Annotated in this window: 14 protein-coding genes and 1 pseudogene; 8 read left to right on the forward strand and 7 right to left on the reverse strand. The window is 58.1% G+C overall.

Annotated features, from left to right (window positions below; genetic code table 11):
- Positions 1-159 precede the first annotated feature (159 nt).
- The gene (locus MUN84_RS09875) at positions 160-1,353 is read right to left on the reverse strand and encodes a major royal jelly family protein (protein ID WP_244697907.1); all 1,194 of its coding nucleotides are present in this window, start codon (positions 1,351-1,353) and stop codon (positions 160-162) included.
- 609 nt (positions 1,354-1,962) lie between these two features.
- On the opposite strand from MUN84_RS09875, the gene MUN84_RS09880 reads away from it, so the two are divergent.
- The gene (locus tag MUN84_RS09880) at positions 1,963-2,325 is read left to right on the forward strand and encodes a hypothetical protein (protein WP_244697908.1); all 363 of its coding nucleotides are present in this window, start codon (positions 1,963-1,965) and stop codon (positions 2,323-2,325) included.
- A 10-nt stretch (positions 2,326-2,335) separates the two neighbouring features.
- Here the strand turns inward: MUN84_RS09880 and MUN84_RS09885 are convergent, their stop codons facing one another.
- Together MUN84_RS09885 and MUN84_RS09890 are read right to left on the reverse strand one after the other, a co-directional pair.
- Complete coding sequence (locus MUN84_RS09885; RefSeq protein ID WP_244697910.1) at positions 2,336-3,364, reverse strand: hypothetical protein; 1,029 nt, start codon at positions 3,362-3,364, stop codon at positions 2,336-2,338.
- Positions 3,365-3,565: 201 nt separating this feature from the next.
- Positions 3,566-3,985 carry a hypothetical protein gene (locus MUN84_RS09890; RefSeq protein WP_244697912.1) on the reverse strand — a complete coding sequence of 140 codons (420 nt, stop codon included), beginning with the start codon at positions 3,983-3,985 and terminating at the stop codon, positions 3,566-3,568.
- 133 nt (positions 3,986-4,118) lie between these two features.
- Here MUN84_RS09890 and MUN84_RS09895 point away from each other — a divergent pair, with 133 nt between their 5' ends.
- Positions 4,119-6,227 carry a WG repeat-containing protein gene (locus tag MUN84_RS09895; protein WP_244697914.1) on the forward strand — a complete coding sequence of 703 codons (2,109 nt, stop codon included), beginning with the start codon at positions 4,119-4,121 and terminating at the stop codon, positions 6,225-6,227.
- A 109-nt stretch (positions 6,228-6,336) separates the two neighbouring features.
- On the opposite strand, the gene MUN84_RS09900 is transcribed toward MUN84_RS09895, so the two are convergent.
- On the reverse strand, positions 6,337-6,681 hold the full coding sequence (locus MUN84_RS09900; RefSeq protein ID WP_244697915.1) for a DUF6799 domain-containing protein: 345 nt from the start codon (positions 6,679-6,681) through the stop codon (positions 6,337-6,339).
- A gap of 193 nt (positions 6,682-6,874) precedes the next feature.
- Here MUN84_RS09900 and MUN84_RS09905 point away from each other — a divergent pair, with 193 nt between their 5' ends.
- Positions 6,875-7,237 carry a hypothetical protein gene (locus MUN84_RS09905; protein ID WP_244697917.1) on the forward strand — a complete coding sequence of 121 codons (363 nt, stop codon included), beginning with the start codon at positions 6,875-6,877 and terminating at the stop codon, positions 7,235-7,237.
- 85 nt (positions 7,238-7,322) lie between these two features.
- Here the strand turns inward: MUN84_RS09905 and MUN84_RS09910 are convergent, their stop codons facing one another.
- Positions 7,323-8,864, reverse strand: a complete 1,542-nt coding sequence (locus MUN84_RS09910; RefSeq protein ID WP_244697926.1) for a hypothetical protein — start codon at positions 8,862-8,864, stop codon at positions 7,323-7,325.
- Between the two features lie 209 nt (positions 8,865-9,073).
- Here MUN84_RS09910 and MUN84_RS09915 point away from each other — a divergent pair, with 209 nt between their 5' ends.
- The 4 genes from MUN84_RS09915 to MUN84_RS09930 all read left to right on the forward strand — a co-directional run bounded on the left by MUN84_RS09915 (position 9,074) and on the right by MUN84_RS09930 (position 12,415).
- Positions 9,074-9,835, forward strand: coding sequence for a hypothetical protein (locus MUN84_RS09915; protein ID WP_244697928.1), 762 nt, complete (start codon positions 9,074-9,076; stop codon positions 9,833-9,835).
- A gap of 32 nt (positions 9,836-9,867) precedes the next feature.
- Complete coding sequence (locus MUN84_RS09920; RefSeq protein WP_244697930.1) at positions 9,868-10,473, forward strand: hypothetical protein; 606 nt, start codon at positions 9,868-9,870, stop codon at positions 10,471-10,473.
- Positions 10,474-11,080: 607 nt separating this feature from the next.
- Entirely contained in the window at positions 11,081-11,575 is a 495-nt protein-coding gene (locus tag MUN84_RS09925; protein ID WP_244697932.1) for a hypothetical protein, read from the forward strand.
- A gap of 12 nt (positions 11,576-11,587) precedes the next feature.
- Positions 11,588-12,415: a DUF1206 domain-containing protein gene (locus tag MUN84_RS09930; protein ID WP_244697934.1), complete on the forward strand. Its 828-nt coding sequence runs from the start codon at positions 11,588-11,590 to the stop codon at positions 12,413-12,415.
- 235 nt (positions 12,416-12,650) lie between these two features.
- Here MUN84_RS09930 and MUN84_RS09935 read toward each other — a convergent pair whose 3' ends face one another.
- Positions 12,651-13,871 carry an NAD(P)-dependent oxidoreductase gene (locus tag MUN84_RS09935; protein WP_244697936.1) on the reverse strand — a complete coding sequence of 407 codons (1,221 nt, stop codon included), beginning with the start codon at positions 13,869-13,871 and terminating at the stop codon, positions 12,651-12,653.
- A 198-nt stretch (positions 13,872-14,069) separates the two neighbouring features.
- Between MUN84_RS09935 and gcvP the strand changes: the two are divergent.
- Positions 14,070-16,991 (forward strand): annotated as a pseudogene (gene gcvP / locus MUN84_RS09940) (aminomethyl-transferring glycine dehydrogenase).
- A 109-nt stretch (positions 16,992-17,100) separates the two neighbouring features.
- Here the strand turns inward: gcvP and MUN84_RS09945 are convergent.
- Complete coding sequence (locus MUN84_RS09945; RefSeq protein WP_244697938.1) at positions 17,101-17,295, reverse strand: hypothetical protein; 195 nt, start codon at positions 17,293-17,295, stop codon at positions 17,101-17,103.
- Between the last annotated feature and the right edge of the window lie 228 nt (positions 17,296-17,523).

The raw sequence follows: 17,523 nt of genomic DNA on the forward strand, positions 1-17,523 counted from the left end.
AGAAAGCTAAAACCGATATGCGCATATGCAAATAAACTTGTTTATCAGGCTTATGCATTTCCTCAATGGTAAATAGTTAGTTAGAGTGCCCAATCTATCAAATAAATACAAAAGCCGTTCCCATAACCAGGAACGGCTTTTTCACTGATTCGATTACCCTTATTTCGGTAAGCTCATCTTAAAGATGTGGTACGGCTGGTCCTGCTTACCAATGCCTTTGTTCCAGGTAGGCGTTTTGTGGATGGCTGAGTTAGTCACGTACAGGGTGCCATCAGCCGTTAACGAGAAGCTGTCGGGCCATTCTAGGCGCGGGTCCTGCATCACTAGCTCAATCTTGCCGGCGGGCGTGCGGCGTTTAATGGAATGATCCTCGAACGTGGTCATGTATAGGTTGTTCTGCGCATCCAGTTCCATTCCGTCGCAGGCGGGCACCTTGCCTAAATCCTCAATTTGCTGAGCCAGTTGAGCATCCGACAAAGTTGGATTGCGCAGGGCTTCGGTTTTGATGCGGTAGAGCTTGTAGCTGGTCAGGGGCTTCCAGTAGAGGTATTGCAGGTCCTGACTCAGGGCAATGCCATCGGCATTAAAGCGGGCCTTGTTGCCGCTGGGGTCAATTAGTTCGTGTCCATCGGCCTTGATGTTGAGGGTAGTGTCGGCCATCATGGTAGGATGCTGGGCCAGCAGCTTCCGCGACTTGCCTGATTTCAGGTCAACTACTACCAAGCTTCCTACCCCCGACTCGGTGATGTAAGCGTACTGATTCTGGGTATCCACTCGCACATCGTTGAGGTAGGATTTGCGCGAGGCCACGCTTTCCGGGATGCTGATGTTCTGCACCACCTTGTTGGTTTTAGGGTCAATTTTGACCAGTTTGGGGCCGCCGGGCACGGTGCCTTTAATGCCGGGCGAGGCCGGATCGAGCACCCACAACATGCCCGTTTTATCCGTGTACACACTCTGCGGGCAGATCCAGTGCTTCTGCGGCTCGTTGCGCACGCTCTCGTTCCAGAGGTTCCAGTTGGCATCGGGGTAGCCTTTCACGGACCCATCGGGCATGATTTCGGCCACGGGGTTCACCGGGTTGTTGTCCCAGCGCGGAAAGTCGCCAAACACGCGACCATCGGGCGTAACGGCTACGCCCACAATCTGTGGTTCCCGAAACTGGGCTACTACCTGCAGGGGCGAGTTAGCTGGCGCGGTGGGAGCTTCAGTGGTAGCGGAATCAGTGGAGGCCGTAGAACCAGAAGTGTTATCAGGCGTGGTAGAGGGTGAGGAACAGGCCGTGAACAGCAAACCTGCAAGCGCACCTGCTAAGGCAGTGGCCGCCGGTTTAGGCAAAGTAGGGTAGAGCATAATCAGCAAGAGTTGGTTGAAAAGAAGCAGGGCAAAAGGCTATTAATCCTAACTATATCCATACGGCCTGGCCCAGAGTGGGTTCCTACCTCGCCCATAACCTTACTTGTGCAACGCTCGTAAGGGGCGGGACTATTGCCGTTTTGAAGGGGCATTTTTTGCTAAATTATTTAGCAATGCACAAAAAGCTCACTTAAAAAAAAGTTCTTACCTTTGAGCCCTGCAAAACGACAACATATTATAAGTACAACCAATTATAATAATTATCTATATTCAACCTTATATCACCTCCATCTAGAGCATGTTTTCGGCTTCTAAAGCCGCTCACTATAGTTTAAAAGGCGTTTTTATTCTGCTAATGCAGATGGCGCGCTTCCCACTAGCCGAGTCGGGCCGGCTGTCCATCCTCTCCGGGCCCAAGTGAGAGTTCACGAACCCAAATGTCATGTCCATTGCGTTATTCTTACTGACCTTCCTATTCCCCCCCGTACTCTTTCTGTCTCCGCTCTGGCCCTACCTTCCACGGTTGCTAGCCTGAGCCCCCGTCCGGTATCCGTAGCCATACCGGTAGAGCCCGTAAAAAAGGCTCCCCAAACCTTGTCGTACCGTGTGACGGCAACTACCTACTGGCCCGAAGTGGGCCAGACCGATGATAACCCGATGGAAACCGCCGATGGATCCATCATTCCTACCCGGCACTCCAGCAAAACCCGCTGGCTAGCCGTTTCCCGCGACCTGCTCAACAAATGGGGAGGCCCCTTCCGCTACGGCGACAAAGTGCGCGTACGCGGTATTTCCGACGACCTAGATGGCGTCTATATCATTCATGACACGATGAACCGACGCCACCGCCACTGCGTGGATGTGCTGGTTAGCAAGCGTGAATGCAAGAAGAAAAGCGGCTTTGAAGGACGCTGGACTAACATTAAGCTTACACGGTACACGGAGCCTACCCCCTGGCAAGCCAGCTAGGACAGGCTACTTACCTAATTCCCCCGGCCTTTTTAGGAAACTGCTCCAGCAACTGGGGCTGCCCGTCCGCATCATACAGGAAGGTGAGCGGCTCGGCCGGGTTTCGCATGATTTCATCCAACGGAATCTGCCATTTTTTCCACATTTCCAGCAAGGACTGCGCGTACCCACTATTTTCCCAGGGGTTGAAAATAGCGGTGTTGATGTCGTCAATCAGCGTATCCAGGATTACCTCGGTGTCGCCGGGCTTTACGGCGCGGGGGTAGTAATCAGGAATGATGTTCAGTAAGTACGCTGCGTAGTACACTCGGGCCTTAAACTCAGCTATTTGCACCGGATGCAAGGGCCGGTAGGCATCTTGGTACACACGGCGCATGGCCTGCTGAATAATGCCATTATCTACCAGACAAGCCACCAGCACGGTGCTATCGAGCTTGATGCTAAAGGCAATGGTGCTTAAGTCGTCATCGTACTCAAAGGGCATGGTGTCTTCGCGCCGATCGGTTTCGAGAATAAATACGGAACCAGGCGTGAAATCATCATATTCCATAGGTACTCGCAACGCTTGCAGAGGCTGAAAAAACGCCTGAAATCGGCGCAGCAGCAAAGCGTTTTCGGCCAGCGGATACTGGGGGCGGGCCAACGGGTCCAGCTCGTTTAGGAGTTCCGTTACCAGAATGCCGTAGAACATTTTGCCTAGCCACAGAAACAGCGTCTGTTCATCGAGGCGGCGGAAGCCGGCTATGCCTTCCGTAGCCGCTGCTTCTACCCGGGCCTCCAGGGGCGCTACGTGCTGGGTGCGGCAGTGGGCGCAGCACGCAATGCGTAGCTGCTGGTACTGCACAATACTCATATCCAGCAACTTAATCTGTCGTTCGTGCAGGTTATAACGTTGCATCAGCCACTCGGCAAACACGGGTATGGTGTCCTGAGGAGGCGTGGTAGGTGTGCCGCACAGAAAGCAGTGACGCATTCCGAAGCGCATACCATCGAAAGGATCATACAAGGACAGCGCAGCGCGGGGCGGAAATTCAGACATGGCAACTGGAATGAAACCGCAAAAGTACGGCAAACGGCCGTCCGGCCGCGCAAACAGGGCCAGACAACTTCTTCCCGTTGCGGCAAGTGAAGCCTGAATACTTCCTTACCTGCTAATTGTTTGCTACCAAAACTCAAGAATAGCAAAGCCCCTGGCTACTTGGTAGTCAGGGGCTTTGCTATGTTGCTCAAATGTCAGGCCTTAGCGCGACAGGCTGGAACCTAGTTTGATTAGCAGCTTTCCTAGCTGAGCCAGGGGGGTGCTGTAGCCATCGGAAGTTTCGTCGGCTACTTTGGAAGTTTCGGCCCCGAGCGTAGCCATGGTTTCGGCAATGTCGTGGGCTTCGGTTTCCGGGGTGCTGAGCTGCTCACGCAGGGTAGTCAGCTCCTGGATAATTTTGGCCAGGCCGGGGCGCTCGGAGGCGCGCAGCACTTCAGCCCACCGGTCAATTTCAGTTAGGCCTTTTTCACCGGCTTTGTCGGGAGCCCCGGCGCTCAACAGGCTCAGGGTATCATCGAGCAGGGCAGAGTTCTGTTGATCCGTAACATCGAGGGGCACGGTAGGGGTAGCCGGGGTTTGGGGGTGGAGGCGGTGGAATCCATAAGCGGGAAAGAAATTCAAACGGATGAGTAAGAAGGCTACCAACCTATACTTGCCCGGGCCCGGAAAAGTTGGCATACCTCAACCGCTAAATGACCGTACAATGCCGCGCGGCCCATTCTGGCCGGAAAGTTGCGGCCCGCGCCGCCCACCTATGCTGCACATCTACCAATCGGCTCCTTTTTCTTCTCCCTCCCGGCAGCAACAGTTTGAAGCCGTGGTGGCGGCCTTGCGCGCGGAGGCGGGGGCTCCCTACACCCTGGTCCTGGCCAACATCACACCAGACCCTTCCCAACCTGATTTACAGTTAGATGCGGTGGTTATTCGGCCGCGCAGCCTGACTATTCTGCAGTTGATAGCGGCCGGCGGACTGTTGCACATCCCGGATTTGCGCGCCAGCACCTGGCTGCTGGACGGCATGCCCCTGGAACTGCCCAGCGAAGCAGCCAACCCATTTGCCTTGTTTGAGCAGCAGCGCACCGTGCTGGCAACGTGGCTGGCTCCGCATTTACCGCCCGAAGCCGCTAACCTGCAGTTCACCACCGGCCTGGTACTGTTCGGGGCGCCAGTGCGGTTTGGGCCCGAAGTGGAAGCGCGCATGGCGGCCGTACCTGCGGCTTCTACCTTCCATCTATTGGCCGACCCCGCTCGGTTCACGCGCCGCTTGGCCCAGCTGGCTACCCCAGAAATTGACCTTACCCCCGCCGACCTAGAGCAGCTCGTCCACAGCCTCGGCATAGTAGCCGCTTCGCCGCCAGCAGCGGCAGCACCCGAGTCGGACCAGCCGGTAGCGGCTGAGCCGGCTCGGGCCGGTGACTTGCTGCGGCAGAAAGCTGGCCAGTTGTGGCGGTGGCTGGGCGCGGAGGATGTCGATGAACTGGACCGCCGCTCCACTGGCTACGAGGTTGACTTAGAGGCGCGCAGCCAAGAAAAACAGGAGCTGGAGCAGCTGCGCACCAGCTTGCAGACGGATCTAAGCCAACAGCTGCGCGCCATGGAAACCCGGGAAACGGAACGTGAGCAGCGCATTCAGCAACTGCAGCAGCAGCTAGCCGCTGCCCCCGTAGCGGCCGAAGCCCCAGACCTGCAAGCTCAGCTAGCCACCGAAAAACGCGAAAAGGACGCGCTGGAGTCTTCCATTCAGGCGTACCGCACGGAGCTAGAAAACCGCAACCAGGAGTTGGGCAGCAAAATTCAGCAGCTGGAAAACCTTATTCAGCGCCTGTCTGCGGCCCCTACCGTTGTGCCCCCAGGTAGTACGGCCATCCTCCCGGAACCACCTGCTTTGCCCAAACCAACAGCCGAGCCCACTCCGGCCCCCGAGCCCCCAGTGGTTCCATTAGCAGCCCCAGCGCCGCCAACTCCACCGGTAACGGCTGCCCCAGCGGCACCGAGTCCTACGACAACGGTCCCGCCCACCGCGCCGAAGCCGCCTATTACCGCGCCTCCGCGACGGGAGCAGTTTGGCCGGCCAGCGGAAGCGCGGCAGCGGCTACTGGCTGGGTTGGACCGCTGGCGGCCCGCGCTGCGCCAACTGACGGGCCGCTTCGGGCCGTGGGCGGCCAAGGTGCGCCAGCAGCCCCGACAGACTTTGTATGCAGCTAGCGCGGGAATAGCCTTGCTGGTGGCCGTGGGTATTGTCCGCTGCAGCAGCGCCGGAGCCCCGGTTCCTTTTCAGGAGCAGGGGCGCTATGGCCTGCTAGCTTCAAATGGCGACACGCTTTTACCGGCCCGTTACACTACAATTAGCGAGTTCAAGAACCACGTGGCGGTAGTCGAGCAAAACGGTGTTTTCGGGTTTATCCGTGACGATGGTACGGAAGTGGTAAAGCCCGCCTACGATGCGCTGTATCCGTACTCCGATGGGTACGCCCGAGCCCGTGTGGGGCAGCTCTACACTTTCCTGGATGCTACGGGCCAGGAATTCGGGGCTTATTATTACGCCGCCCGTGACTTTGCCGGGGGCTATGCCGCCGTGCTCGACTACCGCGGCTGGCATTACCTGACTGGCCCTGATGAGCCAGCTTCGGCTCCCGTCATCTTCCAGGAAGCCTATTCCTTTGAGCAAGAGCTGGCCCGAGTCAAGACGCAAAACAAGTTCACGTTTATCGGGCCTGAGTACTTGGCCGATACCACCGCGGGAACGGCACCGTTCGGGCGCTACACGAGTGCCACCGACTTTGATGCCCAAGGCCGCGCCCGGGTTAGTCAGCAGGGCCGCACCTTCTTTATTGATCGGGACGGGGACGAAGTGAAAGAGTAGCCTGGGCGGCGCTAGTCGTCGTCGCGCTTGTGTTTGCGCTTGAATTTGCCGTGTCCTTTGCCCTTGCCCCGTCCCTCTAACCACTGCCACACGGCGGCCTGGTAGCTGCTTACTGATGAGGACGCTGGGGCGGAGCGCCTCCCTGGGCTGGTAGCCGTGGCCAAGAGTACCCGGCCATCGGGTTGGGGCTTACTGGCCACGGCCTCCCCAGCAGGGAGCAGCCTTGTCCGTCTTTTAACTCCGTCCGGCTTCCATCGCGCCCTACCACAAATCCGTCGCGGGTAACCAAGCGGCCGTTGGGTAGGCGTATGTCGCGCGTCATGGGGCGGGTTTCCCCATTCCGGATAAGGTACATGCCGCCGTCGCGCCGCTGGAAACCATCATTGGCCTGAGCGGTAGCACAGTGGGCAAGTAGGGCGAGGCAGCAAGTCAGCAGGCTAAATCGGGAAAGCATAGAGAAGCGAAATTCCAAGGGAAGCTGGGCGGGTAGGGGTAGCCCGCAGTACGCGGAAGCAGGCCGGAAGTTAGGAGCGCAAAGCAGGGGCCAAAATCTTGGTTGGGCCTGGGTTACCTTCTATGCACAGAATTATAAAGGCTTAGCAACCACTGTTGCGCTTGTTACTACCCTCACCTTACTTGTTAACATCATGAAAGCTACCTTCAAATCGATGCTGCTGGCTGCTGCCGTTGCCTTTGCCGCTACCTCTTGCACTCAGGAAGGCAAAGAAAACGCCGACGCCGCTGCTGCCAACACGGAAGCTGCCGCTGAAAACGCCGGCGACGCTGCCGCTGCCGAAGCAACCAACGCCGCTAACGCAACCGAAGCCGCCGCTGAAAACGCTGGTCAGGCCGTAGAAAACGCCGCCGACAAAGCCGCTAACAAGACGGAAGCTGCTGCCAACGAGGCCGCTGCTGAAACCAAAGAAGCTGCCAACCAGACCGAAGCCGCCGCCGACAAAGCTGCTGCTGACGCCAAAGCCGAAATCAACGCTGCTACTAAGAATAACTAGTCGCAGCCAAGGTCATTCGCCTTCTGAAGAGCCCGTGCTAACAGCTAGCACGGGCTCTTTTTTCAGTGCCGCAGCTTCCGCCGGCCTACCCCTGGCTAACCAAGGCAGTATCGGAAGCGCCAGCCAGCTCCAGCAGCACCTCGTAGTAGGGCCGGCCTTCAATGCGGGCCTGCAGCCAGCTGTAAAAGCTCAGGGCCTGCAAGTCTTCCTGCTCCAGGGGCACGAAAGAAGGAATGCTAGCCGCGCGGGCGGCAAATGCTGGCGCCCGGGCTAGGGTAGGCTCATCAATAATATCGCGCACCAGCTGCAGGTAGTACAGCACGGCCGCGTAGCCGCCCCCATCGGGCCCGAACCGTTCCTTGATTAGGCGTTCAATGGCTCGCAGCCGGTTCAGGGCCAGGTCAGGGTTGCCGAGCTCTAGCTGCGTCAGCATTTCGCCCATGTTGCGGTTGAGCACCCACTCCACGCCCATTTCCTGCTCGCACCAGTGGTCAGTACGGCCAATGGCCAGCAGAATTTGGTTGGTTTTCTGAAACTGTCCTTCGGCAAAATAATGGAAGCCCAGGCCCAAACGGGCCGTGAGCTGGTCGCGAGAAGTAAGTGGGGTGCGCAAAATGTCTTCCAGCAGCCGAATGCTGTCGGCGTTACGGCGCAGGAAGGCGTAGTTAGCGGCCAGCAAAAAGGTGTAGCGAGCCAGCAGCTCGGTAGCCTGCAACTTCGGGCCCGCCTCCAGCACCGCCCGCAGCCGCTCCAGGTATTCCACTGATTCGCGGAACCGCCGGGTGCGGTACAGGGAGTGCGCAATCATGTACAGCAAACCCAGTTGGGCTTCGCGGTGGGCGGGCTGAAAGCCGTGGCGCTTTTCCATGAGGTGGTAGCAGCGCATCACGAAGGGCGCGAAGGAAAGGTAATCGCGGCGCACGAGCATGGCTGCCCGGGCCAGCGACATCAGCCGGTAGAGCAGGGCCGGCCGCCGGGCAAAAGCTTCCTGCAGATCATACTCGCGTAGCACGTCCTGCAAAATGGTATCGAACGACTCGCCGGCCCGGCCTTTTACGCGCGCCTCCCGCAGCCGCTGCCGAATCAGGCTGTCGGCAATGTTGGCACGCTCCTCCTCGTCGGCGGCTTTTTTGTTGAGGTTGCGCCGCTGAATGATGTCCGTCAGGTCATCGGCGTACTTGCTACCGGCCTGGGCAATCTGGAGGTTGTACACGGTATTGAGCAGCTGGTATTGCTCATTCTGGCGGGCCAACTTTTCGGCTTTGCGCACCGTGTTCCAGGCCAGCCGGGGCACACTCACCTCAAACAGATACTGGGCCAACGTAAGCAGGCTGCGCACGGAGGAAGCGGCGGTAGCGTCTTGCTGGCGCTGGCGCAGCAGCAGGTAGTCAGTGAGGTGGCGCATGAGGCGCTTGCGCAGGGCGTAGTAGGCTACGGCGTTGGGCTCCTCGGGGTAAAGCCGGGCCAGCAGCTCCTCGGTAGCATACTCTTTCTGGTGCAAGAGCAAGTCGCAGAGGCGGACGTCCATCCGGCCTTTCTGCTTGCGGCGCTGGCGCTGGATAAACTGCCGAAAGTCCTTGCGGTCGTCGGCGGAAAAAGTCAGGAGCGTGGTGCGCAAGTCATCCATGTCGGGAAGATAAAGCTCCGTTCGACATCCCCCAATTTCCCAGCCGATAAGTCAGAAGTATTTTACGCAAGGTATTGTTTTACAATATCTTATAGGCATTTATATAAACATCCAATAGTCTGAATAAAGGAAAAGCTGGTTGGGGTTATCCGTTCCTAACGCCCACCTTCGATTCATCACTTCTATCCCCCACTTTCTGTCCTCCTATTATGATCCGCGTACTGTTTACTTTCTTGTTTGTGCTGGCCGGGGTAGTAGCCCACGCCCAGGATGTGCTCACCAAGTCCAACGGGGAGGAGCTGCAGGTGAAGGTGCTGGAAATTACGCCCACCGAAGTCCGCTACAAGCGCACCGACAACCCCGACGGCCCCCTTATCACGGCGCGCCGCACGGATGTGTTCATGATTCGCTACGCTAATGGCACGAAGGAGCTGCTTAGCGGGGCCAGCGCGCTACCTGCTACCACCCCTGCTCCCCATCCCGCGGGCAGCACTACTACCACTTCCCGAACCGGAACCGTTCCCGGCGACGAGGAGTCTATGTACGAGGAGGTGCAGCTGAATGGCCCCCGCCTGGGCTTTACCGTTCTGAGCGGCGGGGTAGCCACCAAGGCTGATAAAGACTATAATGTCAATCCGTTTCTAACCCAGTTTGGCTGGCAGTTCGAAACCCGGATTTTTCGCCTTGATAACGGTACTGCGGGTCTGCTGGAGCTGGTGCCCCTGATTGGCGGCCTGGAGCAGGGCAAGTTTCTGCCCAGCCTGAACGCGCTGATTGGAATTCGCGGGCCCAAGGGCTTGGAGTTTGGCCTGGGGCCCAACGTGTCGCCGACCGGAGCCAGCATTGCCTTGGCCGTGGGCACTTCCTTCCGCAGCCAGGGCATCAATTTCCCGGTGAATTTTGCGGTAGTTCCCGGCAATGGCGGGGCCCGCTTCAGTTTGTTGTTTGGGTTTAACTCCCGCCGCCGGTAGTCTGATTTTCTCGCTTCTTTATCTTCATCCGCATGCGCTTTATTCTACTTTTCCTGAGCAGCCTACTGTTGGCGCTACCTACCACTGCCCAGGATGTTATCCTGCAAACCGATGGAGCCGAGGTTCCGGGTAAAGTGCTTGCCATTACGCCGGAGCGCGTTACCTACGTAAGTGCCGCCGCCGACACCCTGCAACTGCCTGCCGCGCAGGTATTTCTGATTCGCTATGCCAACGGCACGAAGGAAGTGCTCCGCAACCTAGCCACGCCAGCCCCGGCCCCTACTCCTGCCATTAGCCCCACCGAAGCCTACGCCCAAGGCCGCCACGATGCCCGCGTGCATTTCAAGGCGCCGGGAGCGTTTTGGGGTACATTCGGAGCCACGGCAGTCAGCATACCCGTGCTGGGAGGTTTGGGAGGCCTAGCAACCGGCACGGCCATTGCCGTGACGCCGCCCAAGGAGCATAACCTGAACGTGCCTGACCGCCAGCGCCAGTCCGACGCCAACTATATGCGGGGCTACGAGAAGCAGGCCCAGCGCAAAAAGGTAGGCAAAGCGGCGGCCGGCTTCGGTACGGGCCTAGTAACCGGAGCCGCCCTGTGGCTGCTGATTGCATTTTCCACAATCAAGCACATATAGTTGCTGGCCAAGGCTGTCCTCTTCTGCTTTCCCTAAGTTCACGGGGCCTAGGTTATGAAGCCACGCTACCCTGGCCGGTAACTCACGGAGTGCGGTACCCGCACAACTCCGCGCCAAGCAGCACCGCAAAGTATCTTTGGTTTCTACTCACATTTTTCCCCTAGCATAAACGCCAACAACGGTACCAACGATTTTACTGAGTTGCGCGCCAGGAGCAATTGGGAAGAGGTAAAAGGTAAGGCCAAGCACAAGCAGGTCAATCCCACTGACAACGACTTTGCACTGTGAAGAAAGCAAACAGGCCAAACCCGGTGAAGCCATTACCGATTTAGAAAACTGGATCCACCGTATTTTTAAGCGGCTCTTATACTACCTCAGCGCCTGACACTACCCCAGTGTCAGGCGTTGTTTTTTATATGGCGTCTAACTCATACATATAATGTATTATATATTTTTTATAACTTAACATTCATAAGGAGAATGGAAGATGAGGGCTGAAGAACTACGAACGTTAGGAAACACGGCGCTGCTACGCCTACCGAAAACTGCCTTTTTGTGCTCCCGCGAATACCCGGTGAGCGTTGAGCGGACTACCTACCTCTGGGCTATGGAACAGCGCCAGCTTGGCTACTGCGTAGTTTCAGGGTTTAACTCCCGACTGGAGCAATCCGTGTTTCGGTTTTTGCGGCAGGATGTGCAGCAGCCCATTGTATACGTGCTGGGGCGGGGCATTCAGCCTACGTTGCCCTTTGACTACGAGCGGGATATTCAGTTGGGCCGCCTGCTGTTTGTGTCGCCCTTCGAGGCCTCGGTTTCAACCGTCACCCCGGAAACGTCCGATATCCGTGACCTGCTGCTGGTGGAGCTGGCCGAGCGCTTTTTCATTCCCTACGCTACGCCCGGCGGCAACCTGGAGCGGCTGTTGCAAAGTGAAGCCGCCCGCCGCAAGCCCATCATCACCCTAGACCTGCCCCAAAACGAGGCCTTGTTACGCTCGGGTGCCCGCATTTATCAGCCCCGGGCCTGTTGGCGCACTCCGTGGGGGCACCCCAGCCCAACCTTAGCTAAGCCTTCTCGCGTAGTGGGGATATTCTTCACCTAGCTCCCCTACCCCATGTCTGCTGCCGATACTGTTCTTTCTGCCGTTCCCCACTCGCCCTCCTCGGGCATTCGGGCGCTGGCCCGCTTCGGCTTTGCGGCCAAGGGCGTAGTGTACTTGCTGATGGGAATTCTGGCCCTGCTAGCTGCCACCGGCCAACAGGGTGGTCAAACTGCCGACAAGAAGCAGGCCGTGCAAACGCTCCAGGATTTGCCGGGCGGCTCGGTACTGTTAGGCCTGGTAGCCTTTGGACTACTAGGATACATCGTTTGGCGGTTTACCCAAGCCCTGGTTGATACTGAGCAGAAAGGCTCCGATGCCAAAGGCCTCGGGCGGCGCTTGGCGTACGCGGGCAGCGGACTGCTATACGCCAGTGTGGCCTGGTATGCTGCCCGGCTAGCCCTGAATGGCTCGGCTGATGATGGCGGTAACAGACAGCAGACGTTGACCGCAAAAATCCTGAGCTGGCCCGCGGGCGAATGGATCATCATGGCCTTGGGCTTGGTCATCATTGGCAGCGGCATCTACCAGATTTACAAGGCCTACTCCGGCTCTTTTCATAAGCACGTTAACGCCAGCGGGCTACCCGCCAACCAGCAACAAGTAGTGTATCGGGCTGGCCAGGTAGGCTACACCGCCCGGGGTATTGTCATGAGTCTTATTGGCTACTTTTTCGTGCAAGCAGGCCAGCAGTCACGCGCCGCAGCCGTGGGCACCACCGGCGAAGCCTTTGATTTGCTGGCATCTATGGGCCCGGCAGTGCTGGGCATTGTAGCCCTGGGCCTGATGGCCTACGGCTTTTACATGCTAGTTCAGGCCCGCTACCCCGTGCTGCGCATCTGATTTGGTTGGTAGTTGCTGGTTGTCAGCTGGTAGTTAGTAGTTTCCAGTAAAGGGCTGTCATCCTGAACGGAGCGAAGGACCTTATTACATTTAGCCGAGTCGTTACAACGAGGTCGTGCTGACGTAATAAGGTCCTTCGCTCCGCTCAGGATGACAGTTTTTTTGCGGATAGCTACCAACTAGCACCTGTCAATCGGCCGCTACCAACCAGCAACTATCAACTGACAGCTAGCAACTAATCAGCTGCCACATAATCAGCTAGGTATTGATACCGTTCCGTGAGCTGGCCGTTGCGAGCAATGGTGGCGCGCTCTACTACTGCATCGGGGCCGTGTTCCTGCACCAAGTGGGGTAAGACGTTGTCAATGAGTTGGCGGCTGAAGTCGCGGCTGGCGTTGCGGGGTAGCTCGCAGGGTAGGTTGTCCACGGCCATCACGGTGATGTTGTTGGGACGGGAGTAAGCGGGCTCTAGCTGGCGGGTTTGGCAGTTGTAGTCGAAGGCGGGTTCCTGAATGCTGCTGCTGCGCAACGTGGTTGGGATGGAGCCGTTCACGTCGCAGGTTACGTCGGCAATGGTGTCAATGCGGAAGTGGGCGCGACAGGTATCCTCCAGGGTAAACAACTTGGGGGCGGCTGGGTGCCAGTAGGCGCAGGCTATCAGCAGGTTGGTAACGGGCAGAAAATTCTGAAACGTGGACTCGTATTCCTGGGGGTTGCGGTGGAAATCGGGCGTATCCCAGACGCGGCCGTCGCGGCGGCGGTTGTAGTCGGCAGAGCGCAGCTGGGTGTACACCGGCTCGTTGAAGTCCTGGTAGAGGTAGTCGTACACGCTCACTTTGCGGATGCGCATTAGATTGAGCACTTCCACGGCGCCCTGGGCCACGCGGCCCGAGCCGGTAACGGCAATTTTAATGGGCGGCAGCTTCTTCACCTTAAAGAACTCCTCCTGCATGTCCTCCATATCCACGCACTGGTAGGCGGGCTTTAGCTCATACAGTTGGTGCTTGCGGCCGTAGGTCAGCAGGGCGTTGTAGGCGCCCACAATGCCGGCCCAGCGCCCGAACGCCACAATTCTTTCGCCCTGCTCGTTGGTCAGTAGCTCGTAGTCAATGAGGGTAATGTTCTTGGCCAGTACTTGCCGGAGCAGCTCCCGATTGGCAGGCTGCTTTTTCACCGTGTGCGAAAAAAACAGGTAAGTTTTGTTGGGAATAAGCTGGGAAACTGGCACTTCCTTCACGCCCATGAGAATATCACAGTCCGCTACCTCGGGGCGCACGTCAATGCCTAGGCTGCGGTATTCCTGGTCGGAAAAGCAGCGGCCGGGACTTTCCTGCACTACCAGCTTCAGGCCCGGAAACCGTGCTTCAGCTTCGACGCATTTTTTGGGCGTGAGCGGTACGCGCTTGTCGGGTGGGACTTTTCCTTCGCAAATCAGGCCAATGGTAATGGGGCGCATGGGGTAGAATGGGTAGGATGGGGCCTCAATCTGGGCAAAAAAATTAACCTGTGCCGTAGTCCTGCTCCTGCCAGTGATTATGGCGGAACAAGCCTAAACATTTGCGGGTTTTAGCACTTACCTGTGAAGCCGTTTCGCGCTACCTTTGTCAAGGCCCCACCCGGGGCCCGTTCTGTTGCCACCCTCACCCCTTCTTTTATGTTGCTTCAACCCAAGCCCGCTGATGTGTTCGTGGACCGCCACAATGGTCCCGACGACGCTGCCGTAGCCCAGATGCTGCGCACCATCGGTGTGGAGTCGATTGACCAGCTCATCGACGAAACCGTGCCGGCCGCCATCCGCTTGAAAAAGCCGCTGAACCTGCCCGCAGCCCTCACGGAGCGGGCCTTTTTGGCGAAGTTCAAAAAGATTGCCGGTAAGAATAAGCTCTTCAAGAACTACATCGGCCTGGGCTACCACGACACCCAGCTGCCCCCCGTTATTCAGCGCAACATTCTGGAAAACCCGGGTTGGTACACGGCCTACACGCCCTACCAGGCCGAAATTGCTCAGGGCCGCCTGGAAGCCCTCATCAATTATCAGACGATGATAATTGACCTCACGGGCCTGGAAATTGCCAACGCCAGCCTACTCGATGAAGGCACTGCCGCCGCCGAGACCCTGCACATGTTCCACTCCCTGACCAAGAAGAAGAACGCTAGCCGCTACTTCGTCTCGGAACAGGTACTGCCCCAAACCATTGACGTGTTGCGCACCCGCGCCACGCCCCTAGGTATTGAGCTGGTAGTAGGTGACCACCGCACCATTGACCTCACCGACGAAACGCTGTTCGGGGCCATTCTGCAGTACCCCGCCGCCGACGGCGCTGTGTACGATTACACCGACTTTATTGCCCAGGCCCACGACAACAACCTGTTTGTAACCGTGGCTGCCGACTTGCTGGCCCTGACCCTGCTCACGCCTCCCGGCGAAATGGGCGCCGACGCCGTGGTGGGTAACTCCCAGCGCTTTGGGGTGCCCATGGGCTATGGCGGCCCGCACGCCGGTTTCCTGGCCACCAAGGACGCCTTCAAGCGCGTAATTCCAGGCCGCATCATTGGCCAGAGCATCGACGCCGCCGGTAACAAGGCTTACCGCATGGCCCTGCAAACCCGCGAGCAACACATCCGCCGCGAAAAGGCTACTTCTAACATCTGCACGGCGCAGGTGCTGCTGTCGGTGCTGGCAGGTATGTACGCCGTGTATCACGGCCCCAGCGCATCCGCCAGTTTGCCGCCAACGTGCACACGTTGGCACAAACTCTGGCCGGCGCCCTTACCAGCCTGGACCTGAACCAGCGCAATGAGTTCTACTTTGATACGCTCGATATCAAGCTAGAAAGCCAGGAGCTGCAGCAGGCCATCCGGCAGGAAGCCGAGGCGGCCGGCATCAACTTCCGCTACTTCGAGGAGCACGGCACGCCCCGCGTAGGCATTAGCCTGCACCAGAACACCGAAATCAGCGACGTGCAGGACATCGTGGCCGTGTTTGCCAAGGTGCTCGGCAAGGAAGCCGCTACGGTGGAGCTACCCACGGAGGTGCAGGTGAACTGGGCTTCGGGCCTGATTCGGACCAGCGAGTACCTGACCCACCCCGTCTTCAATACCCATCACTCCGAAACGGAGATGCTGCGCTACATGAAGCAGCTGGAAAACAAGGACCTGAGCCTGGCTCACTCCATGATTCCGTTGGGTTCGTGCACCATGAAGCTCAACGCCACCGCCGAAATGATTCCGGTGACCTGGCCGGAAATTGGTGGTCTGCACCCCTTCGCCCCGCGGGAGCAAGCCCAGGGCTACGCCGAAATCTTCCGCGACCTGGAGGCTTGGCTGTGCGAGGTAACTGGCTTTGCTGCTGTTTCACTGCAGCCCAACTCGGGTGCTCAGGGCGAGTACGCCGGCCTGCTGGCCATCAAAGGCTACCACGATGCCCGCGGCGACCAACATCGCAACGTAGCCCTGATTCCGGCTTCGGCCCACGGCACCAACCCCGCCTCGGCCGTTATGGCCGGCATGCAGGTGGTAGTGGTGAAAAGCACCGAGGAAGGCAACATCGATGTGGAGGACCTCAAAGCCAAAGCGGCCCAGTACGCCGACAAGCTGAGCTGCCTGATGGTAACCTACCCAGCACCCACGGCGTGTACGAGGAAACCATCATCGACATTTGCCAGACCATCCATAACCATGGCGGCCGCGTGTACATGGACGGCGCCAACATGAATGCCCAGGTAGGCCTGACCTCGCCCGCCACCATCGGGGCCGACGTGTGCCACCTGAACCTGCACAAAACTTTCTGCATTCCGCACGGCGGCGGCGGACCCGGCGTAGGCCCCATCGGGGTAGTCGCCGACCTGGCCCCTACCTGTCGGGTCACGTGTTGATTGACGCCGATGACCGTACGGCCGGGGCCGTTACCTCGGCACCCTGGGGTTCGGCCAGCATCCTGCCAATTTCTTACGCCTACATCAACATGATGGGCGGTGAAGGGTTGACCCAGGCTACGCGCACGGCCATTCTGAACGCCAACTACATCAAGGCCAAGCTGGAAGCGCACTACCCCGTGCTCTACACCGGCGCCAACGGCCGTTGCGCCCACGAAATGATCCTCGACTGCCGCCAGTTCAAGAAGGCTGGCATTGAGGTCGAAGACATTGCCAAGCGCCTGATGGACTACGGTTTCCACGCTCCCACCGTGTCGTTCCCGGTAGCGGGCACCCTGATGGTGGAGCCTACGGAGTCGGAAAGCAAGGAGGAGTTGGACCGCTTCATTGAGGCCATGATTTCCATCCGTAAGGAAATTGCGGCCGTGGAAGAAGGCCGCGCCGATGCCAAGGACAACGTGCTCAAGCACGCTCCCCACACCGCCGCCACGGTTCTGACCCACGAGTGGACTCGCCCTTACACCCGTGAGGAGGCCGTTTACCCCACCGAGCACGCCCGCGCCTACAAGTTCTGGCCTGCCGTGTCGCGCATCGACTCGGCCTACGGCGACCGGAACCTGATCTGCTCCTGCACCCCGCTAGAGCAGTACGTGGATGCTGAGGAGCAGCTCGTGGATACCGATAAAGGTCCTTCGTACTAAGCGCCTGCACACGTAACCACACATAAAAAGCCCGGCTAGCACATAGCCGGGGCTTTTTATGTGTGGTTACGTGTGCAGCGGAGGGTTTAGCGGGATTAAGGTTAGAATCCTACTTGGAGAAACAGGTGCGATACATGTAGCCGTTCTGAGTTTTGCCAGCCGCCGTTACCCGCACTTTCACAAAGTGAGCATCCACAGTGTCCATGACCTGCACTTCGTTGCCGGAGCTGATGGTAGTGAGCTGTTGGGATTCTTTCGTCATGCCGTCGTACAAGATGCACTCTACCACTGTGTTGTGGGCCACGGGCCCGTGGATGCTTGGTTGGAGCGGGATTCATTGCTGGTGGCGCTGCAAGAGGCGAGCAGGGCTAGGCTGCTCAAGCAAAGTAGATGTTTTTTCATAGGTCAGTACGTGGAGAAATAGCTCTGCAAAAGATAGGCACATTTTAAGGCGGAAAGGAATTTTCCTAGTCGGATTCTTCGCAGAATTATTCTGCAAGCATCCTATTTCCTGGGAACGACCTGAAGCGTG

It is taken from the genome of Hymenobacter sp. 5516J-16, from assembly GCF_022919335.1.
In the GTDB taxonomy this organism is placed as follows: domain Bacteria; phylum Bacteroidota; class Bacteroidia; order Cytophagales; family Hymenobacteraceae; genus Hymenobacter; species Hymenobacter sublimis.